General features: G+C 40.6%; 26 protein-coding genes. 8 read left to right on the top strand and 18 right to left on the bottom strand.

Annotated elements, in window-relative coordinates:
- Window positions 1-95 precede the first annotated feature (95 nt).
- From GN217_RS10975 to GN217_RS10960, 4 genes are all read right to left on the bottom strand, one after another.
- Entirely contained in the window at window positions 96-602 is a 507-nt protein-coding gene (locus GN217_RS10975; RefSeq protein WP_156856727.1) for a DUF84 family protein, read from the bottom strand.
- Between the two features lie 10 nt (window positions 603-612).
- Window positions 613-1680: a M42 family metallopeptidase gene (locus GN217_RS10970; RefSeq protein WP_156856726.1), complete on the bottom strand. Its 1068-nt coding sequence runs from the start codon at window positions 1678-1680 to the stop codon at window positions 613-615.
- A 527-nt stretch (window positions 1681-2207) separates the two neighbouring features.
- The gene (locus GN217_RS10965; RefSeq protein WP_156856725.1) at window positions 2208-3128 is read right to left on the bottom strand and encodes a S66 peptidase family protein; all 921 of its coding nucleotides are present in this window, start codon (window positions 3126-3128) and stop codon (window positions 2208-2210) included.
- A gap of 360 nt (window positions 3129-3488) precedes the next feature.
- Window positions 3489-3941 carry a site-2 protease family protein gene (locus tag GN217_RS10960; RefSeq protein ID WP_198042639.1) on the bottom strand — a complete coding sequence of 151 codons (453 nt, stop codon included), beginning with the start codon at window positions 3939-3941 and terminating at the stop codon, window positions 3489-3491.
- A 189-nt stretch (window positions 3942-4130) separates the two neighbouring features.
- Here GN217_RS10960 and GN217_RS19205 point away from each other — a divergent pair, with 189 nt between their 5' ends.
- A complete protein-coding gene (locus GN217_RS19205; RefSeq protein WP_255454384.1) occupies window positions 4131-4253 on the top strand; it encodes a hypothetical protein in 123 nt (40 codons plus the stop codon).
- 392 nt (window positions 4254-4645) lie between these two features.
- On the top strand, window positions 4646-4960 hold the full coding sequence (locus tag GN217_RS10955; protein WP_156856723.1) for a PepSY domain-containing protein: 315 nt from the start codon (window positions 4646-4648) through the stop codon (window positions 4958-4960).
- Window positions 4961-4973: 13 nt separating this feature from the next.
- Here GN217_RS10955 and GN217_RS10950 read toward each other — a convergent pair whose 3' ends face one another.
- Both GN217_RS10950 and GN217_RS10945 read right to left on the bottom strand, forming a co-directional pair.
- Window positions 4974-5840: a YtnP family quorum-quenching lactonase gene (locus tag GN217_RS10950; RefSeq protein WP_156856722.1), complete on the bottom strand. Its 867-nt coding sequence runs from the start codon at window positions 5838-5840 to the stop codon at window positions 4974-4976.
- A gap of 95 nt (window positions 5841-5935) precedes the next feature.
- Window positions 5936-6838, bottom strand: coding sequence for a DUF4349 domain-containing protein (locus GN217_RS10945; RefSeq protein ID WP_156856721.1), 903 nt, complete (start codon window positions 6836-6838; stop codon window positions 5936-5938).
- 411 nt (window positions 6839-7249) lie between these two features.
- Between GN217_RS10945 and GN217_RS10940 the strand changes: the two genes are divergently transcribed.
- Together GN217_RS10940 and GN217_RS10935 are read left to right on the top strand one after the other, a co-directional pair.
- The gene (locus tag GN217_RS10940; RefSeq protein WP_232334410.1) at window positions 7250-7492 is read left to right on the top strand and encodes a hypothetical protein; all 243 of its coding nucleotides are present in this window, start codon (window positions 7250-7252) and stop codon (window positions 7490-7492) included.
- Window positions 7489-8967, top strand: coding sequence for a sodium:solute symporter family protein (locus GN217_RS10935; protein ID WP_156856720.1), 1479 nt, complete (start codon window positions 7489-7491; stop codon window positions 8965-8967). Before GN217_RS10940 ends, GN217_RS10935 begins: the two co-directional genes overlap by 4 nt.
- A 32-nt stretch (window positions 8968-8999) precedes the next feature.
- Here GN217_RS10935 and ybaK read toward each other — a convergent pair whose 3' ends face one another.
- The 5 genes from ybaK to GN217_RS10910 form a co-directional block, all read right to left on the bottom strand.
- Window positions 9000-9473 carry a Cys-tRNA(Pro) deacylase gene (gene ybaK / locus GN217_RS10930; RefSeq protein WP_156856719.1) on the bottom strand — a complete coding sequence of 158 codons (474 nt, stop codon included), beginning with the start codon at window positions 9471-9473 and terminating at the stop codon, window positions 9000-9002.
- Between the two features lie 684 nt (window positions 9474-10157).
- The gene (putP, locus tag GN217_RS10925; protein ID WP_156856718.1) at window positions 10158-11645 is read right to left on the bottom strand and encodes a sodium/proline symporter PutP; all 1488 of its coding nucleotides are present in this window, start codon (window positions 11643-11645) and stop codon (window positions 10158-10160) included.
- Between the two features lie 83 nt (window positions 11646-11728).
- Complete coding sequence (locus tag GN217_RS10920; protein ID WP_156856717.1) at window positions 11729-12736, bottom strand: proline dehydrogenase family protein; 1008 nt, start codon at window positions 12734-12736, stop codon at window positions 11729-11731.
- A gap of 334 nt (window positions 12737-13070) precedes the next feature.
- Complete coding sequence (locus GN217_RS10915; protein ID WP_156856716.1) at window positions 13071-13382, bottom strand: YuiB family protein; 312 nt, start codon at window positions 13380-13382, stop codon at window positions 13071-13073.
- 87 nt (window positions 13383-13469) lie between these two features.
- A complete protein-coding gene (locus GN217_RS10910) occupies window positions 13470-14690 on the bottom strand; it encodes an NAD(P)/FAD-dependent oxidoreductase (RefSeq protein WP_156856715.1) in 1221 nt (406 codons plus the stop codon).
- A 275-nt stretch (window positions 14691-14965) separates the two neighbouring features.
- Here GN217_RS10910 and GN217_RS10905 point away from each other — a divergent pair, with 275 nt between their 5' ends.
- Window positions 14966-15958, top strand: a complete 993-nt coding sequence (locus tag GN217_RS10905; protein WP_156856714.1) for an NAD(P)/FAD-dependent oxidoreductase — start codon at window positions 14966-14968, stop codon at window positions 15956-15958.
- A 43-nt stretch (window positions 15959-16001) separates the two neighbouring features.
- On the opposite strand, the gene GN217_RS10900 is transcribed toward GN217_RS10905, so the two are convergent.
- The 3 genes from GN217_RS10900 to GN217_RS10890 form a co-directional block, all read right to left on the bottom strand.
- On the bottom strand, window positions 16002-16685 hold the full coding sequence (locus GN217_RS10900; RefSeq protein WP_232334409.1) for a Crp/Fnr family transcriptional regulator: 684 nt from the start codon (window positions 16683-16685) through the stop codon (window positions 16002-16004).
- Window positions 16679-17035 (bottom strand): HesB/IscA family protein, encoded by a 357-nt coding sequence (locus tag GN217_RS10895; RefSeq protein WP_156856713.1) that lies wholly within the window; start codon window positions 17033-17035, stop codon window positions 16679-16681. Before GN217_RS10895 ends, GN217_RS10900 begins: the two co-directional genes overlap by 7 nt.
- Before the next feature lie 71 nt (window positions 17036-17106).
- Entirely contained in the window at window positions 17107-17439 is a 333-nt protein-coding gene (locus tag GN217_RS10890) for a YuzD family protein (RefSeq protein ID WP_156856712.1), read from the bottom strand.
- 169 nt (window positions 17440-17608) lie between these two features.
- Here GN217_RS10890 and GN217_RS10885 point away from each other — a divergent pair, with 169 nt between their 5' ends.
- Entirely contained in the window at window positions 17609-17833 is a 225-nt protein-coding gene (locus GN217_RS10885) for a NifU family protein (RefSeq protein WP_156856711.1), read from the top strand.
- A gap of 55 nt (window positions 17834-17888) precedes the next feature.
- Here GN217_RS10885 and GN217_RS10880 read toward each other — a convergent pair whose 3' ends face one another.
- The gene (locus tag GN217_RS10880) at window positions 17889-18860 is read right to left on the bottom strand and encodes a protein kinase family protein (RefSeq protein WP_156856710.1); all 972 of its coding nucleotides are present in this window, start codon (window positions 18858-18860) and stop codon (window positions 17889-17891) included.
- Between the two features lie 90 nt (window positions 18861-18950).
- On the opposite strand from GN217_RS10880, the gene GN217_RS10875 reads away from it, so the two are divergent.
- Window positions 18951-19463 carry a phosphatidylglycerophosphatase A family protein gene (locus tag GN217_RS10875; protein ID WP_156856709.1) on the top strand — a complete coding sequence of 171 codons (513 nt, stop codon included), beginning with the start codon at window positions 18951-18953 and terminating at the stop codon, window positions 19461-19463.
- A gap of 113 nt (window positions 19464-19576) precedes the next feature.
- Here the strand turns inward: GN217_RS10875 and GN217_RS10870 are convergent, their stop codons facing one another.
- The 3 genes from GN217_RS10870 to GN217_RS10860 all read right to left on the bottom strand — a co-directional run bounded on the left by GN217_RS10870 (window position 19577) and on the right by GN217_RS10860 (window position 21199).
- A complete protein-coding gene (locus tag GN217_RS10870; protein WP_156856708.1) occupies window positions 19577-20215 on the bottom strand; it encodes a helix-turn-helix transcriptional regulator in 639 nt (212 codons plus the stop codon).
- 9 nt (window positions 20216-20224) lie between these two features.
- Window positions 20225-20662: a DUF86 domain-containing protein gene (locus GN217_RS10865; RefSeq protein WP_156856707.1), complete on the bottom strand. Its 438-nt coding sequence runs from the start codon at window positions 20660-20662 to the stop codon at window positions 20225-20227.
- 303 nt (window positions 20663-20965) lie between these two features.
- The gene (locus tag GN217_RS10860) at window positions 20966-21199 is read right to left on the bottom strand and encodes a hypothetical protein (RefSeq protein WP_156856706.1); all 234 of its coding nucleotides are present in this window, start codon (window positions 21197-21199) and stop codon (window positions 20966-20968) included.
- Window positions 21200-21300: 101 nt separating this feature from the next.
- On the opposite strand from GN217_RS10860, the gene GN217_RS10855 reads away from it, so the two are divergent.
- Window positions 21301-22734, top strand: coding sequence for an amidase (locus GN217_RS10855; protein ID WP_156856705.1), 1434 nt, complete (start codon window positions 21301-21303; stop codon window positions 22732-22734).
- Window positions 22735-22751: the final 17 nt, after the last annotated feature.

The raw sequence follows: 22751 nt of genomic DNA, 5'->3' as shown, positions 1-22751 counted from the left end.
TCGAGCGGGTAGCCACGTCCGCTCTGCACCTAAGAATGCCAAATGAATTACTTCTTGACTTAGCTTCTGTGATCTTCTTGCGCCGTTGTTCTTCTCTAACTTTTTGACCAATATTCCAATTGACCTCTTAGTGCTTGGGTAATGTGGGTGAACATCGTACCGCGGTCGATTAGATTGTTGGTGAAGATGCCAATTGCCCCTTCTTTCGAGCGGACATTTTCCCTTTTAGCATACCCTTCCATGATGTCTCCTAGCTCTTTCCCTTCTTCTAACTCTGGTAAAAATTCATTCGGCAAAGCGATTCGCGCTCCAGCTGCAGTATAAATTAGATCTGTTGAAACAGCAAGTGCGCCCCAATTCGTTACATAGAGACAATCATCAACGAGCATGACTCCACCCTCGAGACCGACACCTACATCCGCTTCTTTCATGTTAAGTGATTGAAGTGCACGATTGATTGCACCTTGTTTCGTCTCTTCATCAGTACGCGGCTGCGGGGAAACACCAGACGAAACTTCCACTCCCCGGACAGTGTAATCTGTGAAAACCGCTTCACATGCACGGATTTTCGTTGGGTTTTTAGAACCGATTATTAATTTCATTCCTTACTCCTCAGCTATTATTTTTAATCGTATCAACTGTCGTTTGATCGGTAGCTTTTACCAATTTCACGAGCAATTCTTTCGCCGCTGCATAATCATCAACATGAATAATGGAAGCTGACGTATGAATGTATCGTGAGCATATACCAATTACCGCACTTGGTACACCGTTATTCGATAGATGGATTCGTCCTGCATCTGTTCCACCTTGTGATATAAAATATTGATACGGGATATCATTTGTTTCTGCTGTATCAAGTACAAATTCACGCATGCCCCGATGTGTGATCATCGTCCGGTCGAATATTCGCACCAAGGCCCCTTTCCCAAGCTGACCAAATGCTTTTTTATCCCCTGAGGCATCATTCGCAGGTGAGGCATCGAGAACATAAGCGATATCCGGCTGAATCATATTAGATGCAGTCTGAGCCCCGCGAAGTCCAACCTCCTCTTGAACAGTTGCTCCGGAATATAACGTGTTCGGTAACGATTCATCCTTTAATTCTTTTAATAACTCGATGGATAACCCGCAGCCATAGCGGTTGTCCCAAGCTTTAGCAAGGATTTTCTTCTCATTTGCCATCGGTTGGAATGGGGTAACAGGAACGATTGAATCTCCTGGCTTCACGCCAATTCTTTTTGCATCATCCCGGTCATCTGCCCCAATATCAATCAGCATATTTTTAATTTCCATCGGTTTCTTCCGCTGGGCTTCCGTAAGCAAATGGGGCGGAATCGATGAAATAACACCAATAACAGGACCGTTTTCTGTCATTACTTGAACGCGCTGGGCTAACATGACTTGGTTCCACCAGCCGCCCAATGGCTGAAAGCGAATCATTCCGTTATCCGTTATTTGAGTAACCATAAAACCAACCTCATCCATATGTCCGGCAATCATGATGCGGGGGCCTTCTCCTTTTTTTACACCGAAGATGCTTCCGAGATTATCTTGCACAATCTCATCTACATATTTCTCTAATTCCTTCTTCATGAAAGCCCGGACAGCATGTTCATTCCCCGGAGCCCCCTGTAGTTCTGTTAAATTTTTAAAAAGTTCTAAGGTTTCCTGATTCATGTTTAAACTCCTTTTATATATATTCTATTTCTCTATGTCTTTTCAGTATACCGGATAATGGAAATGACTTTCCACTATCCCGGTCAGAACAGCCTTTCGAATTTGTTTCAGCGATTTTTGCAAGGATTGTTGGATTGAATGAAAAATCTTATAAAGTGAAACTTCATTCAGTGTTAGTTGAACAGAATCAGGGATTTATGGACTGTATATCCCCACCCTTCACATCTTGGGCTTCCCTTCATGTTTTGGAATGTGGGGAATACAGACCGTTAATGCGTGCTAACAAAAGCTTGTCTTTTTCCGTCCCAAGACATTATACATTTAATTGGCGGGTTTAAAACTGAAACAATAGACATATAACTGTACTGCTTGTCGCCGCAACATATATTGGAAGAGTTATCAGCCACCTTGCATTAATCGCCATCCGGAAACCTTTCCATTTAGTATTCCGATGGGAGAAAAGACACAAACCCGAACGAAAGAACGGGACGACAGGAGTCGGTACAAGAACCGTTCCTACGTCCCAATCAACTTACGGTCGGTTCAAGTACCGTTAATGTATTATTCGTTGTATTTAAATTTGCTATAGCTCCAATTGGAATTGCTGCTTTATACGTTCCGTGTGCGGTGGTAAGGTTGGTCATAAGTGGCTTGCCAAAGGAAGTCATAAAGGTATTAATCAAATCATTGTAAGTCGTGTTATATGAGGCGGGACAATTTGTACATTCTCCCATGATGATGCCAATGCAATCATCAAATTTTCCGGCTAACTTTAAATGATTCAAATATCTATAAACCGTATTAATTGGTTCATGGGTTTCTTCAATAAGGAGTATGCTTTCTTTTGTATCGATTTCGTAAGGGGTTCCAAGGTTACCAACAAAAGAGGTCAGGTTGCCCCCGACAATTGGACCGGTTACATTACCCTGGACCGTACTGACAGTTGGAATGCCCGGCGAATTTTGTATTTGTCTTGGTGAAGTTAATGTAGACGTAGCAGTAAAAAATTGATTGACGTTGTAGGCTGGACCTCCCGATACGAAATCAATGAGCATTAAACTTTGGAATGTGATCAAATCGGCATATTGGTATAGGACATTTAATAATATCGTTATGTCGCTATAACCCGATATAATTTTCGGATGGCTTGTGATCACGGAATAGTCAAGGTAAGGAAGAATGCCTGCTACTCCCACGCCACCTCTAGTAGGAAGGATCATTTTTACCTGGTCATTCTCAAACATGCTCATCAAGTCCGAGGCACGTTGTTGATCTGTTCCTGCAAGAAACCCATTTTGAGAATAGACATATTTTCCTAGGATCACATTAAATCCCATATTTTGTAACGTTTCTATTCCAGCGTTAATAATACTTGCATCTAGTGGACTGCCCAAGGTAACAATTCCAATTGTATCCCCTTGTTGTAAAATAGGTGGTTTTATCGCCATAGCTCCTCCCCCTTCATGGTTCGCCTTTGCACTATTATTAATTTATGTGAGTTTGTTAAATGAAGTGCAAAGGAAAAGGCACAAGCGCCCTTACAGACTAAGTACGCGATTCGTTTCGCAACGCCTGGGACTGCAATTACTCGTCCCACCGCAGAGTGTTTGTACTAGCACATCTTGTGCGTCGTGGCAACGTACAAACTCTGGAGCACTTTGGGGCTGCAATTAAGTTCAATTCATACGAGAAGTAGCCCGAAGTTTCGTCATAGATGACTCCAAAAGATGGAAAGGGTGGTTCTATCTCATGTCTTTATTCACAAGCATCGTACGTTCTATGTATTTATTAAACTTAAACAGGATAACCTAACTAGTTTTTGCACTTCTTAGTAAACTAAGCAATTGTTTCCCATCACTTGAACGTCCCTGCAAGTCAGTATATGGAATGAGACACCATAAGATGTATAAGCAACTTAAAAAGTTCATAATTCCTATATATTCCGTTTTAAAAAACAATGAGACCAAATATAAGACTCCAATAAAAAATCCATTAAATATAACTCCCCCTAGTAGCACAATAGCCCATTTGGTCTTACTTACCTTGTCTGGTCGTTCATATGAAGTTGCACCACTGATAAAAAATATCTTATTTATAGAAAGTCTGCCAATGCTTATTAGTGTATCTCCCCAACCGATTTGAATCTTTTTAACCTTCCATCCCCACAGTTTGATAAAAAAAGCATGTCCTAATTCATGAACCATCGTGCAAATCGGGAAAAAAATAAATGCAATTAATAAGTATTTAAAGCTAAAGTCCATTATAAACCTCCCTGTTATGTTCCATATCTGCGCTTGGAAATAAAACATCTACTCTTATCCAGAAATCTTCCTCTAATATAGATATATCAAAAAGTATTTCTTGTACTTTCTTTAAGTTCATTTTCTTTATATTCGCAATACCTTATCGGAATTATCGTAACATAGCGCTTACAAAATTTCGAGAGAATTTTGTCAAGCACATTGGCGGATCAGGCTAAAAAAGAGCACATTGTTGAACAAATCTCTCCACGCAGTGTTGCACGCTATTTAAAGGAAGCTGATTTAAACGACATCATTACCGAGTTTGACTGAATCCAAAGATTGAGAACCATGGGACAAACCAAAAGCAAGCCCAAGCTGTTTATGATGTTTATCAAACGGCACTACAGCGAAAGAACACGGCACCCATGTCTTTTGTGTTGATGAAAAACAGGTATTCAAGCAGCGGAGCATTCCAAGCCAAAAAAGCAATGAGGCTAAGAGAACCGGAAATAATCGGACAAGAATAAAAACCTCCTTAAATATGCTATGCTCTGACTTTCGATATAAAAATATTATGCCATTTTTAGCGTATTTTGAGGAGGATTATCTCGAAGAATTTTCACTCCTCGTAACTGCATCCATGGAATTTTAAATTTCCAAGTAACTAAGGTATAATTAAAAGAAGATGAATGTCTATTTCATTTAATGAGAGGTGGAACAAGTTGAAAAAAAGAAATCTTTTACTTGCTGCAAGTATCGGGTTCGCGGTAGGTTATCTATTGAAGAGCCAATTGGATACGAAGCAGAAAGTGACGCCAGAGAAAGCTTTAAGTAATGCGAAGGAAGCTTTTAAACAAAACGGGCCAATCAGCGGATCATGGATTTATATGAAACCTGAAGAAGTCGAGAAAAATGGCCTGGTGTATCAAGCCTATCGCGGGGGAATTACGCGAAATATCGATGGGGAGAGTAAACAGTACGAATTCTATGTTGATGTAGAAACAGGCGGTATCATCGCGACGACTGAAACCGCTTAAAGGAGAGCGCTTCTTAATTGAAGCGCTCTCCTTTCAATACCTGTGCCCTCTCAACCGCGTCAATCCGTTCAGCTTTTTCATTAAAGCGGATCGCTCGGTAGTAAGCATCATGATAAAATGTATACCATGCCTGTCTGTTGTATCCGTATTCCATCCACTCCTGTTTTTCGTGGACCGATGTCACCGGGTAATCGTCATAGGCCAGCGCCCAAAGCTTATTTTCATGTGCATTCGTTGGCATTAAATCTCCCATATGAATGAAACAGTCTTCTCCATCTTCAAAAACAATAATGGCATGTCCTTCACTGTGTCCTCCTGTATGGATCATCCGCAGTCCTTTTGCAACTTCCAGTTCATCTGCGAAAGTCTCTACTTGATGTTCAATCGGTCGCCAATTCCTCTCCCAGTATGTATTAACAGAACGAATATTGGGGTGACGCATTTCTTCCCATTCAATTGCCGTCGTATAAATAGTCGCATTGGGAAAAATTGTTTCATACCCTTCTTTTCCTTTTTTTGACAAGCCACTCGCATGATCGAAATGTAAATGAGTCATTAATATACCGTCAATGGCAGTTGGCTCCACACCAAGTTCACTTAATGATTCTTCTACAAAAGAAAGTTCACTTGCTCCAAAGTTACGAATCTGCTTCTCTGACAGTTTATCTATTCCGAGGCCAGAATCTATGAGATAATTTCTCCCATCCAATTGGAGCAAAATTGGATCGGTCCTTAATTCGATCAAGTTCTTCTCATCAGCCGGGTACTTTCTTGCCCATAATGCTTTCGGCACTACACCGAACATGGCACCGCCATCCAAATGATTCACACCACCACGTAACCAAGTCAATTGCGCCCTGCCAACCTGTAATTTTTCCATCCTTTTCCCCCTCTTACTCTTATTTACTACTAGTTTATCACCCATACTCAGATAAGCAAACTGGGACAGAGGGTCAGACTGAACCCGCGTCCCACTTATTTGATTTTCTTTTGTTTTTTCCAGATGAAAAAACCGCTCAGGGCAAGCACTCCAATAATTGCTAATACTGGCAAGTTACCGATGATGAGTATGCTTAGTTTAGATAGGATGGTAATGATGGAATTAATACTTTTCATAAACTGTTGTTTCGTTTCTTGCCATGTGTTCAAGTCATTATTGACATTTGAAAGTGTTACATTACGCTCACGAATTGATATCGTTATCGTTGAAAAATCCGTTTTATCCTGAAGATAATTCATCCGGCCGACAATCATTTCAATCTCTTCTTGCACCCGTGCTAAATCATTTGAGATTTTTAATAAGTCCTCTGTTTCTTCCGCACCAGCTAAAAAATCCAGTAATCTTTCTTCCACTTTTTCTTTCGATTTCAGACGGGACTCCAGGTCAACGAATTCCTCTGTAACATCCTCGCCAGAAACATAATGATCCAGCACCTTTGTACTTCCCTCCTCGATAAAATCTAGGAATGGATGGAAATCTTCTTGTGGAATACGAATGGTCATCTGACCGCTTTTCAAATTTTCTGTTTTCTCATTATATAATGTCGACTCAAGCACATAGCCGCCAATCCTTGCAGCTTCTTTTTGAACTTGATTAGAAAATGTTTTTAAATCATCCGTTTCAACATCTATATCTGCCGTATAAATAACTTTACGATTTGATTCGGCACTATCCACTTCAACATCTTCCACTGATTTTTCCGTTTCCGCATCTTGACCCTCTTCCTCATTAGAAAATTGCAGTTCACTATCTTCCACTCCGTAGCTTTCTGTATCATGAGCAATATCGGCCGTCCCCTCGGCAGTGTCATCCACCTCTTCCCCAGTACAAGCTACAAGCAATAGACTGAACACCAATATACTTATATATTTCTTCACTTGAACTTAGCCCCTTTCTATTCCTGCTTACTACATTGGACGTCCGTCACATACAAAAGTTTCTTAATTAAAAGATTTTTTGTGTAGCCTTCTTTATCACAATCTGGTATGATAGGTTTTGTAACTTTACATCGAAAATATGAAAATTTCGTAAAACTATGTGATTTTCTTCACATAAAATGACGCTAATTCACTTCGTATTAACCTGAACTAAGTCGCAGAGCGGACGTAACTAGCCCTAGAAACCTAAGTTATTACAGCATTTTTATTTTTTCACGCATTAACGGTCTGTAATACCCCCATCTCTAAACATGAGGGAAGCCCAATATGTGAAGGTGGGGATATACAGTCCGTAAATATCTGATTCTGTTCAACTAACATTCAGTGGGGAGGTAAGGAATTCCCCACTGAATGAAGTTTCACTTTATCGTTTCTTATACTATTAAAAAGGAGGAAATATCGACAATGAAGGAGAACGAAGGGGTTTATGCCATTATTATTACATGCTTGATTCTGATTGCTTTTGTTGTACCGTACACATTGCTTCCTGATGTCGAAAAGTGGTATGGCAGCTTTTTATTTTGGACGGTACTTACTGTAATTGTAATTGGCGTCAATTATTTATTAATTAGGGAGTGGGGCAAAAAACAATGAATACGTCGTACGTTTGGTGGGCTGTTGCCATCTATATTATCATTTCTTTGTTCATTGCGTTTCTATCGCAATCTGGCAAGCAAAATGATATGGTCAGTTATTTCCTTGGCGATAGGAAACTCGGCGGAATCGTATCTGCACTTAGTTATAGTGCAACTACTTATAGTGCATTCATGCTTGTTGGTTTAGCCGGACTTACATACAGTGGCGGGGTTGGTGCGCTTGGATTTGAATTAATTTATCTGATGGGGGTTTCACTGATTGCTTTTTTTGGACCGCGTTTTTGGGTTGTCGGTAAAAAATATGGCTATGTTACACCATCTGAGATGCTTGGTGATCGCTATCAAGATAAAAGGGTGGCAGTCATCGTCGCAATAACAAGCTGTCTTTTCCTCATCCCCTATAGCGCAGTACAACTAACTGGTGTCGGTTACTTACTTTCTGGTCTTACGAATAATGAAATCACCTTTTCAACCGGTGTGTTGATTGCAACGATCATGGCGATTTTATTTTCTTATATTGCGGGAATTCGTTCCGTTGCCTGGACAGATTCCTTGCAAGCGGTATTCATGATTATCACATCAACCGTTGTCGTTCTTGTTCTTATCAGCGGGCTAGGAGGGTTCAGTAGTTTCTTCCAGACGCTGGAAACAGAACACCCAGCTTCATTAGCTGTTCCTGGCAACGGATTTTTTAATATTTTTACATTTATTGGAATGACCTTGCCATGGATGTTTTTCAGCCTTTCCAACCCACAGGTCAGTCAACGGTTATTCATGCCGTCATCTTTACAGAACTTAAAAATTATGATTCTCGGATTTATGATCTTTGGACTCATTTATACACTTGTTGCGATTTTTTGGGGCTTTTCGGCGACAATTATGTTCCCGAACCTTGACAATGTTGATATGGCAACACCATTGATTCTTTCCAGTGATCTCGTTCCACCAATTCTTGGGGTCATTGTGATGGTAGGAATTATGGCAGCAGCAATTTCAACGATTGATTCAATTTTACTGACCCTCGCGTCCGTATTTGCGAAAGATGTGTACGGAAATATGAGGAAACGACCATCTGACCGCATGCAGCTGCAGATTGGAAAATTCGTCATTCCTGTCATTGCTGTTATTGCTTATCTATTTGCTGAAATGGAGTTAAGTATCATTGTACTCCTCTCCGTTGCCTCTTCAGCTGGTCTTATCATTGCGGTTCCAGCTATATTCGGAACGTTTTTCTGGAAACGGGGTACAGCTGCTGGAGTATTAGCAAGTGTTGGGGTTACGGGGGTTATTGTCATCCTTTTAGAAGCATTTCAGTGGAAGCCACTTGGGCTCGCATCAGGGGTATGGGGAATTATTTTATCCACGATTATTTTCATCGGTGTCAGCTTCGTTACGAAAGCACCAGAAGAAAAAGCCGAAGAATTCTTAACTACAGTAAAAGTTGCATTACAAAAAGAACGGAAAAATAATTAAACGGTCCTCATCTTGGGACCGTTTTTTCTAAATTATTCTGCTCGTAGGTCAGCATACGCCGCTTTGGTCATTTCTTTTAGATCTGCTGGAGAGAGTTCGACTTGGGAACCGCGTTTCCCCGCTGAAATGACGAGATATTCTAAGCCTTCTGCATAGGAATCAATGTATGTCGGATAGCTTTTCTTCATACCAATCGGTGAACAACCGCCCCGTATATACCCTGTCGTCTTCTCCAAATCTTTCATTGGAAGCATGTCAATCTTTTTATTACCACTTACTTTGGCAAGTTTTTTCAAGTTCAGTTCATCTTGTGCACGAATAACAACAACGACTGGTCCAGTTTTATCTCCGACCGTTACGAGTGTTTTAAACACCTTATCAAGCGGAATATTCGTTTGACTTGCTGCAGTTTCCGCATCAAGGCTATCTTCCTTCCAAGCATACTCATGGATCTGATAAGCAATTTTTTCCTTATCAAGCAAACGATGAACATTCGTCTTCCTCATACAATCACTCTTTACTAATTATTAACTTAACTAACGAATCAAAAAAATCAAAGCAGTCTAATCTTATCCCAGAACATAAATATTTAAACATAATCATGTTTTTTTATAGAGACTCGAATTCCTTTCATTCAGCGTAAGTGTGTGCAACTTTCATCTGGAGGTTCGCAGTCCAGACACCTCTCGCTTTCCGCGGGCGGCCGGCAAGCCTCCGCGGGCTAACGCCCTGTGGGGTCTCGCCAGGCCTATCGACGAACAGGAGGTTCTAATGCCGGCATTGGTCACAGGACGTGACCGTACTTAGCCGGCCTCCCGCAGGAGTCTCGAGGTGTCTGGACTGCTCCGAGGGGAAAGCCAAATTTGGAACACTATTTTTCATTTTAGGAATAGAACGCTGATCTTAGGGTGATAGTTTCCATTCATAATAATCATCCCTACCAGTTCAGTTTCCCGGAGGACGGTGACTCCTGCGGGAAAGCGGAGACGATGAGACCCCGCAGGAAGTGCCTTTCTTCCGAGGAGGCTCAGCGCGGAGCCCGCGGAAAGCATCCGTCCGCCGGGAAACTGAACGGCGATTAGAGCGCTAAATTAAATAAACGAGCAAAACACTTACGCTGAATGAACGAATCCGCGATTTTATCGAACTCCAAACCTACCTAGCTGTTTTAGGCTGTAAAAGTTAGATTGTTAATCATTTGATTGCTTAGCTAGTGCCACTGCTTCGTCAAATTCCGCCTCAATTTCAGGATTATGCTTATATGTTATTCGACTTACTACTATCGCAACAATCATAGCAAGGGTGAATCCTGGAACGATTTCATATAGAAAGCCGGATAAAACTTTTGAATTACCCCAGACAAAGACCGTGATTGCCCCTACGACCATTGCCCAAAGCGCACCAGCACTAGTGAACTTCTTCCAATACAAGGATAAAAGAATAACCGGTCCAAAGGATGATCCAAACCCTGCCCATGCGAAGGCAACCAAGCTTAGAATCGTATCGTTTTGTTCCCACGCAAAGTAGATTGCGATAAGCGCTATAAACAGCACTGCAATTCTTCCTAAATTAACATAGAACTTTTGGCTTGCTTCCTTCTTGAATACGACCTTATATATATCCTCTACAAGTGCAGATGAAGATACAAGTAATTGCGAGGATACGGTACTCATAATCGCTGCAAGCACCGCAGCAAGCATCATTCCAGCAATAAACGGATGGAAGAGGATTTGACCTAAAATAAGAAAAACGGCTTCCGAATTTGATAATGTAACATCTACATTCTGCTGGAAGTATGCAGCACCGACGAGACCTGTAGCTATTGCCCCGCCAAGTGATAGAACAACCCAACCAAAACCTATTCGACGCGCTGTTCTTGTTTCTTGCGCAGATTTAATTGCCATAAACCTAATAATAATATGTGGCTGTCCGAAATAACCGAGACCCCAAGCCAGCAGGGACACGACACCGGCAAAGGTAGCTGTAGAAAACAAATTAAAGACATCCGGGTTGAACGCCATCGCACTCGATGCTGTTTCTCTTAAGCCGCCCGTTGCAAAGATACCAAAGATTGGAACAAGAAGCAGTGCTAAGAACATCATCGTTCCTTGTACAACATCTGTGTAACTTACCGCTAGAAATCCGCCAATGAATGTGTAGAGAATGGTGACCCCGCCAACAATCAATAATCCGGTCGTATAGTCATAGCCGAATGCACTCTGGAAAAACACTCCTCCGGCAACCATCCCAGAAGAAACATAAAAAGTAAAATAGAGCAGAATCACGATTCCAGAAACAACCCGTAAAACTTTCGCATTTCGTTTGAAACGGTTGTCCAGAAAACTCGGAATGGTTATCGAATTATTCGCCACTTGCGTGTAAGTCCGTAGTCTTGGTGCGACAATCTTCCAGTTTAACCAGGTACCTGCAGCTAAACCAATTGGCATCCAGATTTCCACAAGACCGGCTACATAAAGTGCCCCAGGAAGTCCCATCAAGAGCCACTGGGACATATCGGAAGCACCAGCACTAAGCGCTGACGCTAACGGACCGAGCTGGCGGCCGCCAAGCATGTAATCATCTAAGTTTTTCGTCTTTCGGAAACCCATCAATCCAATCATAATCATCCCGATAAAATATATAATGATGGCTAATAGCTGATACGTATAATCAGACATTCATCTCTCCCCTTTTATGAAACTATAATGTATTCCTCCCATTTTATAGCCAGTTATCTAAAAAAAGACAAAAATTGTTATTTCTATTTGTTTTTGCGACTCTTTCTGCCGGCAATAAATCCAAGTGTTGCAATCCCAGCTGCCCCAGCAACGACCGCCCCTGTCTTCAGTCTGTTATCTTCTGTATAAAAGGTATCTTTAAGTACGAGATTTATATTTTGCGGGCGCTCCGCTAGCCGGCGCATAAAATAACCATACCAATCATCACCAAACGGAATATACGTACAGAAATTATAACCTTCTTCGGCCAATGCATATTGCATCTCTACACGGAAGCCGTAAAGCATTTGAAATTCAAATTTTCTCTTATCAATCTGATGCTCTTCCACATATTTTTTGATGTTTTCTATCAAATTATGATCATGCGTCGCGATCGATGTAAACGCATTCCCTTGCAATCTTATTTTTACCGCTTCCATGAAATTCGCATCAATATCTTCTTTTTCTTGGAAGGCTACTTCTTCAGACTCTTTATAAGCTCCCTTTACAATCCTTAGCCGCACATCTTCAAGATCCTTTAAATCATCCATTGTGCGGTATAAATAAGTCTGCATGACCGTTCCGACATTTTCATAGTCTTTATGAAGTTCCTTTACAATATCTAATGTCGGCTGGTAATGAATATATTTCTCCATATCAATATTTACAAAAATATCATATTCACTCGCTTTAGTAAGAATCTCCCGCATGTTGTCCATGCAAAATTCTTTATCAATATCAAGGCCGACCTGGGTTAATTTTACGGATAAATGACCGTTAAGTCTCTCCTCATGAATATATTCAATTACTTCGAGGATTTGATTTTTTGCCGCTTCGGCTTCAGTCCTATCATTAACAAACTCCCCTAGATTGTCGAGCGTCACGGCAATACCGCGCTCATTCAATTCCTTGACCTTTTCAGCGGCCTGAGGCAAATCTGTACCAGCTACAAATTTCTCTGCACCTAGTCGGAATCCCCACCTTTTGGCATTGTCATTCAGAAATTGATTGTTCGATAAAGCAATGAAAAAGTCTCGAGTTAAGTTAACCATTGTTCATTCTCCTTTGTCTGTCTTTCCCTATGAAGTATTTACCTCTTAATGAGTGAAAGCACTTTCATTCAAGGGTATATTTTTTAAAAGCTTAATCTTATTATAACAAAAATTATACAAACTAAGGCTAATAAAAGATATATTAAAAAAGCTAAATTTCTTTTTCAGAGAAATGCAGTAGCTCTTTGTTTACATCTTCTAACTCATGATGCGAATTTCCCGTTCATTCCACATTTCCCATTTTGCAGCCCCTAATTAGGATGAGGCACTGCATTATACAATATCCTAAAAACCACAGTGCACATGGACTGTGGTTTTTATCCAGTTATAATCATTAAAACATTTGGTATCCACTTCTTCTTAAAATACGAATTGTAAATCCGGAAACTATTGTACCGAGAAAACCGGCTCCCATAATAACATAGTCAGCAATTTTTAAAGCAGCAAGTGTATCTCCTAATAGTTTAAAAGATTCCGCAGTGTTCGTAAAATAATCAAAAGTAGAAATGCCATCTATAATCATTATGGCAACAATTGGATATAGAATGGACATAAGCCAAGTTCTTCTTAAAAGCATATTTAAAATAAAAGCGATACCAAAGAAAATGACGAAATATAACATAATGGAAACTACTAGCTGTATCAATGATGTAACTCCCTTCGCTTCGTTAGATAACACCCACGCTTATTTTATAATAAATAGAAAGAAAAGCAAAGACATATAGCCTTTGCTTTACATATGGAAGAAATTAAATCTGCCTCTCTTCATTAATAGATGGATTCCTCCTAATTGGAGCAAATATCGATTTAAAGAAAGTTTCTTCATAATTGTCGCTCTCCACCCGAAATGCTGCCGACCGTTTAATGATATGGCAACACCGTCGGATGAGCCGAGTGAAGCAATGATCGCCTTCTTTCTGGATCGAAAGTGTAATAATGCTTTTTTATTAATCTGCGCTTTAATATTCCGAGCTGCAATTCCAGCAGAAGCAATTGCCGTTTCCGCATTCGCTGGGTATGGCCTTCCTGTTTCTGGATTCGTAATCAGTGCACAGTCACCTAGGATATAGACATCGTCATAACCCGGAACGCGTAAATCGCTTTTGACCTCTACTTTTCCATTAACAGTCGGGATACTTGATTTTTCAAGCAATGAATTACCACGGACACCAGCAGTCCAGACGATTGTCTTTGCTGGGATTTCGACACGCTTTCCTTCCTTTTCATAGACAACACAATCTTGTTTCGATTCGACAATTTTAGCGTCCATTATAAATTCGACACCACGAGATTCAAGAGAGTTCATTGCATAATTCACAAATTCTTGCTTGCATCCTGGTAGAATAGTAGATTCACATTCTACTATAATGATGCGGACCTGCGTTCGTTCCACATCATACTCACTGCCGAGCTCTGGAATCCGGTCAGCGAGTTCACCGGCATATTCAATTCCGGTAAATCCTCCACCTGCAATAACAATATTAATCCGTGCAGCATTCTTCTCTTCTTCGTTCGCATACTTGGCAAAGTTATATTCCAAATGTTCTCTCAAGACTCTTGCATTATTTAAATTTCCAATCGGAAAAATATTTTCATTTAAATTCGGATTTGTGATAGCTTCAGCTTCAAATCCCAGCCCAACGACGAGGATATCATAAGAAAGCTCCTGGTTTAGAAGCTTCACCTTCTTATTTTTCTCATCAATCATTGTTACTTCATCGATTACAAAGTTTATCTTATCTTGATTGATGATGTCACGAATTGGAATCATTGTTCGCTCCGGCTTTAATGATCCTACCGCCGTTTCATGAAGCCAAGTCGTTTGATAATGGTAATCATGTTTATTCACGAGCGTAATATCCGCTTCATTCCGGCGTAATAATTTCTGTAATTTAGTAGCGGTCATAAGACCACTATATCCCGCTCCTAAAATTACGATATGTGGTTTATACATCTTTTTAAAACACTCCATCAGCCTTAGATTTACTTAAAATTTCTGTATAGAACTTGTTAACAGATTGGCTACGTATATACGAATTACATCATAAGATTATAACACAATTGTAATGAAAATAAAATATAAATGTTACACGTTTGTTACAATAGAATTATTCATCCGCGAAATAAACCATTTTTCCTTTTGTTCATGAGCTAGATAGTAACGATTCGGTTTCGTTTTATGGTAGGATTAGATTGTTGATAATTATAGTACAGAGAGAGGGAATTCTGTTGTCTGAAGAACTTTATGATATAACAATAATAGGTGCCGGACCAGCAGGTTTGTTTACTGCTTTTTATGGTGGAATGCGTCAAGCGAAAGTAAAGATTATTGAAAGTTTACCACAAATCGGTGGACAGCTTGCAGCCCTTTATCCGGAGAAATATATATATGATGTCGCTGGTTTCCCAAAGATTAAGGCAGTTGATCTCATCGATAATTTAGAAGAGCAAGCGAAATTCTTTGATCCAGCAATCATTCTTGACCAGCAAATTGAAACAGTCGAACGATTGGCAAATGATAGCTTCAAGCTCGTCAGTAAGGGCGGTGACGTTCACTATACGAAAACAATTATTATTACAGCTGGAAACGGTGCATTTACTCCGAGACGTTTAAATATTGATAATAGTGAGGACTTCGAAGGAATTAACTTGCATTATCATGTTACCGATATGAACCATTTCAAGGATAAAAACGTCGTCATCCTTGGTGGTGGAGACTCCGCCCTCGATTGGAGCCTGATGCTCGAGAAATCCGCAAAAAGCGTAACGCTCGTCCACCGCAGAGATCAATTCCGCGCCCACGAAGCGAGTGTAGAACAGCTAAAAAATTCAGCGGTTGAAGTCATTACTCCATATGCAGCACAAGAAATAACAGCGACTGACCGGATCAATTCACTAACACTTCAGGAAGTGCGCGGAGAAAGTAAAATCACCCTTGATGTGGATGAGCTCATTTGTAATTACGGGTTCATTTCTTCCCTCGGTCCAATTAAAGACTGGGGACTGGAAATCGAGAAGAATAGCATTGTCGTCAACACAAAAATGGAAACAAATATTCCAGGCATTTATGCTGCTGGAGATGTGACAACCTACGATGGTAAAGTTAAATTGATTGTGACCGGCTTTGGTGAGGGACCTACGGCAGTCAACAACGCCATGCGCTATATGGACCCAAAAGCACGCGTTCAACCAAGACACTCCACCGACATGGCTATTTTCTAAATAAAAATCGGAGCCTATTCCTATATGAAGTAGGCTCCTTTTTCTATTCTAGTACTGCAACTTGTTTCAGTGCTTCTAAGTCCATTATTTTTATTTTACGATGACCATCTTGCACAATCCAATTGTTTGTCTGAAATGTAGACAGCCGTCTGCTTACTGTTTCTTGCGTTGTTCCTAAATAGGACGCAAGATCTTTTTTACTCATTGGGAGCACAATGTCCAGCTGCTTATTTTTTTCCACGAGTTCTACTAAATACGTAGCAATCCGCATTTCCACATCTTTCGAACTCAATTCTCCAACAAGCTTCTCTGTTTGGTCCAAACGCTTACTAAATTGCTCTAAGATTTTCAGTGCAATCGATGGGTGTTCCTTCATTAATAACTGCATCTCTTCCCGATGGATTGCACAGATCTCCGACTTTTCGATCGCTTCTGCATAGCTGTCCATTTCTTTCTTTGTGAAAATCGCCATTTCCCCCATGAACTCACCAGGTTCCAAGATACGTAATAATTGCTCTTTACCAGATTCAAAAACTTGGTAAATCTTCACTCTTCCCTGGTGGACGATGTATAAGTAATCCAATGGGTCGCCATCATGGATAATAATTTCCCCTTTACGATAGTTCTTATGGGTACTTCTTTCAGCAATTTTAACCATTTCTTCATGCGTTAAATGGTTGAAGAATGGAACTTTCGCTACACAAAGTCTACTCGTGTCCTTTAACACTTTTCAACTGGTCCATCATACTCTTTCGGACGGAAAGATGAGCCGCAACCACAGGACAGTACAGCATTGGGATTATCGATACTGAATCCCCCACCCATCAAGTTTTCTTTAAAGTCAATCTTCGTCCCTTCAATAATAGGAATGTCCTGGCTGAATAGGACGACAGGAATACCATTTATTTCTTCCACGACGTCTAACTCTTCGTTGAGTTCTTCATCAAATCCTAAGGAGTATGAAAGGCCGCTACAGCCTCCACCTTGCACACCAAAACGAAGGCGTACCCCTTCCTCTTCATCCTGCATCATCTCTTTGATTTGAACGCTCGCCTTATCCGTTATTATAATTGACATATGCATTACCTCCTTCGGTCTCATTTTCCTTTAATTATACAAATGATAAATAATTTAAGCAATCGTTCTGTTTATATCTCCTCAACCGGCACGAGTCCCTTTGCTTCCAATGATTGATAAATTGTTTTCAAGCGGGGAATCCCCTCCGCGACCAAGTCCTCATCGACAAATACAATTGGCCAAAATAAATCTTCCTCAACGATTCGACGGACAAAGTCCTGGTGCTTCTCTTCTGTTTGTGTCTCATCTATATCGACATACTCATAAGAAATGGCATCTGTTCCATATTTCCGTCCGATTGCAGCTTGCAGCCATTCATACGTATCTTTTGAACCTGGTGCTCCTACACAACTGGCACAGAGCTGTTCCGCCCCGTAGATGGTAACTTTAACTTTTTCACTCATTGGCACTCCTCCTACCTCTCCTTGATTTATAAAAAGGGAGTTTCTTTCATTTTACAAAATAGAGAAGCAAAGGTACAATATAATTAACTGATAGAAGTTTTAAGTATTACCAATAGATTCATTAGCAAATCCATTTTTTTACTAGTATGACGAAAGGGGGATGTGATTCATGCATGAGCAAGTACAAGAAGTTTTAAACAAATTACGTCCATTTTTGCTCCGTGATGGTGGAGATGTTGAATTAATAGATGTGGATGAGGACGGTATTGTCCTACTCCGTTTGATGGGTGCTTGTGGTAACTGCCCTAGTTCCACGATTACATTAAAAGCCGGAATTGAGCGTGCTTTAATGGCAGAAGTTCCGGGCGTTAAGGAAATTGAACAAGTATTCTAATGAGGCAGCGAACTACAGCTGCCTTTTTTCTTTTTATGCCAAATCATAATTACCCTCATGAAAGCCAATCCACCTCAACAAGCTCAAATGCTTCCTTATCGATTTCCATTTTCTCGTAAAAATTACGTAAGCGCTCCTCATATACTTCCTGCAATTTAATCATTTTATAAAGTGCAGCCTCTCCTGTTTGACTATTTTCCCCATTGATCAATGGTTCCACCGCATCAAAAAAATGAATGGGAAAAAGTAAGCGTGCATAAATTAGTCGCCAGCTAAATACGGATAGCGGCCTTATTGCCTGATAATCTCTAAAGAATTCATGCAATACATTGTCCGACTGTCCACTTAAAAGACAATTGCGGATATACTCAGCTATATCCCTGGCAGGATGATCGAAGCCTAGCTCATCGGGCCAGATTACTTCACGTTCCACTTGATTATTGAACCGGAGAAAGGCTATTGTCCCTTGATCGACTTCTGTATAACGTGCTTCATTTTCTTCTGTTTCCCGCAGGTATTGAATAGCATTTTCACTCATACCTATAATATAGGGTAGAACATCAAAAATAGTTGGAGATACCGTTTCCTCTGTTGTGAGCTGAGCTATCCGTTCTTCAAATAAATTCAGCTTATCCGTCCATAGGCGCTTCCATTCCCCATAACTTGAAATGGACTGGGGCTCATAATAATACGCGGAACCCGTTTCATGAAATAACGCTAAATTTCTGCCTAAGCTTTCTTTTACCGTATTTCGATCACTCACTTGATAAATTAAGTACGTAGACGTTTTATATTCTGTAAACCATTCTTCTTTCATATTTTTAACAGGTAGCGCGATATGTCGGAAACCATTTTCCATTAAGTAGTAAGCAAGTACCGCTTGTTCCATCTGAATCATTTCAAGATTCCGGGATTCCATGTTAAAATAAACGAAACCGTCCGCAAGATAGCCAGTTCTTCCATCAATCACCAATTTTTCTTCCGGATGTATTTGATAATAATTAGTTAACAACTCACGCAAAGACAAGTTAAGATCCTCCTCATGATGATATGGGTATACTTAAACTATATGAATAAGAAGAACTTAACTTAACCACTATTTGAAAAAGGTGATAAAATGAATAAACATGTAAAGTTAAGCGATTTAGAAAAGAAAGCCAGAGAGCTTCTTGAGAAACGTGGGGTAAAAATCGAGGATATTGCGGAACTCGTTTATTATTTGCAGTCAAGCTATCATAACGAGTTAACGATGGATGAATGCCGCTTCAATGTCAACCGTGTCCTCTCCAAACGAGAAGTGCAAAATGCTGTCATTACTGGTATTCAATTAGACGTTCTGGCGGAGAAAAAACTTTTGGACGAGCCTTTACTTGAAACAATCGTTACAGACGAAAGCTTATACGGCATTGATGAAATTATTGCCCTTTCGATTGTAAACGTTTATGGATCAATCGGGCTTACAAATTACGGCTATATCGACAAACAGAAACCAGGTATTTTAAAAAAGCTGAATGACCATTCAACTGGCAGCGTCAACACATTCCTTGATGACATTGTCGGTGCAATCGCGGCAGCGGCCTCCAGCAGACTCGCCCACTCCACCGTCGACCCCGAAAATTTAATTGACTAGAAAAATCAAAGGCGCAAGCGCCGTTACAGGCTAAGTACGTGCGGAGCGGATGTGGCTATCACTAGAACCACCGCATTTTTAGTTTCTTTGCAATAAAAAAGATGATTGCGCGATCAATCATCTTTTTTTGGTGCTTTTATAACCCACTTACATACATGGGCACCAGTTGTAATATATCCTTCTGGCCTTACTTCACTTTCATCGAATACATGATTATACATTATTTTTTCATTGGAACAGACGTGACGGTACTCTTTAGCAATGTTAACAATTGGGCAATTATAGTTCGTCAATATATAATCCCCATCTGATGTTTTCTCAATTTCTATCATATAGCCAGCATCGTTCTGCATCTCAACAAGGGCATGAGCCTTTTCATCAAAGCTCTTTCCATCTAGCTTCTCAAGCAATTGCCCCTGTTCTCTTTCCATCCGTTTATATAACAATGCCTTCACCGATTCAGGACCTTGCAGTTCCTCCAAATCCTGTAATAATTCAACCGGTAATTGTTCATATTGGTTCGGAAACTGACCATGTCCTTTTTCAGTGAGCTCATATGTATAATAAGGACGACCAATCTCTTGTTTTTGCTTTTTCTTTTTAACAAGCTCTTGGTTTTCAAGTTCATGAAGATGTTTACGCACTGCGGATTCCGAAATTGTGAAAAACTTCATTAATTCATCCATCGTGATTGCCTTATTCTTTTTTAAGATCACAATGAGTCTTTCCTTCGTCGTTTTTTTCATCTTCATCACCTTTGCTTATTCTTTTAAGAAAGCATTTGCGACACCAAGTTCATTCTTCAAATATGCCTGAATATGTGAGCTAAAACCGTTAAGAATCGGAAGACACTCAGCAATCGTTTCATCCAGCTGCACTTGTTTCACATTCACATAGTCCGTGACGAGATTCTTTCTCAGCGAGATAAGATTTTTATAAGCTACTTCGTGTTCGGCAGGAATTACTTTTTCATCGACAAGGATATCGATAATATCTTCGTAACTTCCCGGATCTCGCATAATAAATCCGTCAATCATCATATTCCCAACATCAAGTGTAGATTCAATTAAGATATGAACAATTCGCTCTTTGCCAAGTTTTTCGATTGGTGAATCAAATGATTCATTTTCTAATAAATTAAGTAAATGATCCATATATGTTAAGTTTTCTTTTATCTTTTTCCGGTTGACAAAATACATGCTATGCCCCTCCATTATCTATCTTCCCCTTTAATCATACCATATAAATTGGGATTTTGGAGGGAAAATGCTATAGTTAATGTAATACACTCAACTTTCACACCTTAACAACCAAATACTTTCATTCAGCGTAAGTCCTCAACTCTCTTTCCGGGGTCCGCAGTCCAGACACCTCTCGCTTTCCGCGGGCGGCTGGTGAGCCTCCTCGCGGGCAAGCCCGCTGCGGGGTCTCACCTAGGCCTATCCTCCCGCAGGAGTCTCGAGGTGTCTGGACTGCTCCCAGGGAAGACCGAATTTGGAACACTAATTTCGTTTCAATAGAGCAATATTCGCTAAGATGGAATAATTTCCATTAAGAATAATCTTCCGCACGAGTTCAGTTGCCCGGCGGACGGTGACTCCTACGGGAAAAGCACGAGTCCGAAGACCCCGCAGGAAGCGATTTTCTTCCGAGGAGGCTGAGGCCGTGCCCGTGGAAAGCATCCGTCCGCCGGGCAACTGAACGGTAATTAGAACGCCAATAAAATGAATGCGCAAAATACTTACGCTGAATGAAAGTAATGGCGCTGGTTTTCTGATGTTTGATAAAAGGTATTGGTTGCTGAAAGTGGAGGAATACATACTTAACAGAGGGGGAAATGAAAATATCTACTGCGATATTGGATTTAGATGCGACCGCACTTGCCGAAATGTTAAGAAATGGAACTTGGACAAGTGAAGAGGTCGTAACAACTTACATCAATCATATCAAAAAAGTAAACCCTCCCATTAACGCACTAGTAGAAGATCGCTTCGAGAAAGCAATTGCTGAGGCAAAACAATTTGATGAAACAAAGAGCATGGGGGGAAGAATAACCGGAAAGCTTGCTGGAGTACCGATCAGTGTGAAGGAAGCATTCCATGTTACCAACATGAAAACGACGGGATGCCTTGAACATCGTCAAGATTTAATTTCTCGGGATGATGCGAAAGCGATTACGAAACTGCGCAAGGAAGGTGCCATTATTTTAGGCAAAACAAATACCCCAGCCCTTTCCTATTGCCAGGAAACCGATAATAAGCTTTATGGACGGACGAATAACCCATGGGATATCAACCGGACTGCTGGAGGTTCAAGTGGCGGTGAAGGTGCTTTGCTTGCAGCAGGTGGAGCTGCAGTGGGAATCGCCTCTGACATCGGTGGGTCGATCCGTTTTCCATCCCATTTCAATGGTGTCGTCGGTTTTAAACCTGGAATGCACCAAGTCACTGTCGAAGGTCATTATCCAGAACCAACCCATCCATTGCAGCAAAGAATGCTCGGGATCGGTCCAATGGGGAAATCTGTGAGGGATATGGAACTGATGAACAGGATTCTAACTGGCACGAATCCGAAACCAGTCTTTCTAAATGAATACAAAGTTGAGATATTAGTCGAACAGACGACCTACCCGTTAGCGAAAAGTACCAAAAATATAATACGGGGAATAGAGGATTTCCTCATTCAATTAATTCAGACGAAACGTGGTGCGCCACCACTATTTGATGAAAGTGCGCAACTTTGGCAGGAGATTATGTCCATCGATGGAAGTGCTGCTGTCGAGAAGGAGGCTTTCAGTAATGACCGTTCACCTCTCATCCGTTCCTATTTAAAAGAACGATTGACGAACAGAACAAAGATGCACCCTTATCTATCCTGGGCAATACTTGGTTCGAAAATGTTCAAACCATCGAAAAAACGAGCTCGGGAAATAAACGATATTATTCTCCGCGGTGATGAATGGTTAAATGATTATTTAAACAATCGACTACTTATTTTTCCTGTTTATCATACTGCTGCTCCAATACATGGGCAAGTATTTAAAGAGATTTTCTCCATTCGTAAAACGTTTTTGGACTATATGCCATATATCGCTTATGCAAATGTATGGGGTCTCCCATCCCTTACATTGCCCGTCGGTAAAGACGAAAACGATATGCCTGTAAGTATTCAAATCATCAGTTCTATTGGAAACGAAGCAGCCATTTTTAGACTCGGTTCCATTATTGAAAAGAAATATCATGGGTATAGACGGTGCAAAAGATTGGATTAAAACGTCAGCGACTCCTT

Source organism: Oceanobacillus sp. AG, from assembly GCF_009746545.1.
Classification (GTDB): domain Bacteria; phylum Bacillota; class Bacilli; order Bacillales; family Amphibacillaceae; genus Oceanobacillus; species Oceanobacillus indicireducens.
This window is presented reverse-complemented; position numbering and strand designations above follow the sequence as displayed.

Bases quoted from the DNA above. Each gene is read 5' to 3' on its own strand.
- GN217_RS10855 (WP_156856705.1), top strand. From the start codon at position 21,301: ATGAAAATATCTACTGCGATATTGGATTTAGATGCGACCGCACTTGCC.
- GN217_RS10870 (WP_156856708.1), bottom strand. From the start codon at position 20,215: ATGAAGATGAAAAAAACGACGAAGGAAAGACTCATTGTGATCTTAAAA.
- GN217_RS10890 (WP_156856712.1), bottom strand. From the start codon at position 17,439: ATGAGTGAAAAAGTTAAAGTTACCATCTACGGGGCGGAACAGCTCTGT.
- GN217_RS10935 (WP_156856720.1), top strand. From the start codon at position 7,489: ATGAATACGTCGTACGTTTGGTGGGCTGTTGCCATCTATATTATCATT.
- GN217_RS10910 (WP_156856715.1), bottom strand. From the start codon at position 14,690: ATGTATAAACCACATATCGTAATTTTAGGAGCGGGATATAGTGGTCTT.
- GN217_RS10975 (WP_156856727.1), bottom strand. From the start codon at position 602: ATGAAATTAATAATCGGTTCTAAAAACCCAACGAAAATCCGTGCATGT.
- GN217_RS10895 (WP_156856713.1), bottom strand. From the start codon at position 17,035: ATGTCAATTATAATAACGGATAAGGCGAGCGTTCAAATCAAAGAGATG.
- GN217_RS10865 (WP_156856707.1), bottom strand. From the start codon at position 20,662: ATGTATTTTGTCAACCGGAAAAAGATAAAAGAAAACTTAACATATATG.
- GN217_RS10950 (WP_156856722.1), bottom strand. From the start codon at position 5,840: ATGGAAAAATTACAGGTTGGCAGGGCGCAATTGACTTGGTTACGTGGT.
- GN217_RS10940 (WP_232334410.1), top strand. From the start codon at position 7,250: ATGAAGTTTCACTTTATCGTTTCTTATACTATTAAAAAGGAGGAAATA.
- GN217_RS10960 (WP_198042639.1), bottom strand. From the start codon at position 3,941: ATGGACTTTAGCTTTAAATACTTATTAATTGCATTTATTTTTTTCCCG.
- GN217_RS10920 (WP_156856717.1), bottom strand. From the start codon at position 12,736: ATGGTTAACTTAACTCGAGACTTTTTCATTGCTTTATCGAACAATCAA.
- ybaK (WP_156856719.1), bottom strand. From the start codon at position 9,473: ATGAGGAAGACGAATGTTCATCGTTTGCTTGATAAGGAAAAAATTGCT.
- GN217_RS10970 (WP_156856726.1), bottom strand. From the start codon at position 1,680: ATGAATCAGGAAACCTTAGAACTTTTTAAAAATTTAACAGAACTACAG.
- putP (WP_156856718.1), bottom strand. From the start codon at position 11,645: ATGTCTGATTATACGTATCAGCTATTAGCCATCATTATATATTTTATC.
- GN217_RS10885 (WP_156856711.1), top strand. From the start codon at position 17,609: ATGCATGAGCAAGTACAAGAAGTTTTAAACAAATTACGTCCATTTTTG.
- GN217_RS10875 (WP_156856709.1), top strand. From the start codon at position 18,951: ATGAATAAACATGTAAAGTTAAGCGATTTAGAAAAGAAAGCCAGAGAG.
- GN217_RS10965 (WP_156856725.1), bottom strand. From the start codon at position 3,128: ATGGCGATAAAACCACCTATTTTACAACAAGGGGATACAATTGGAATT.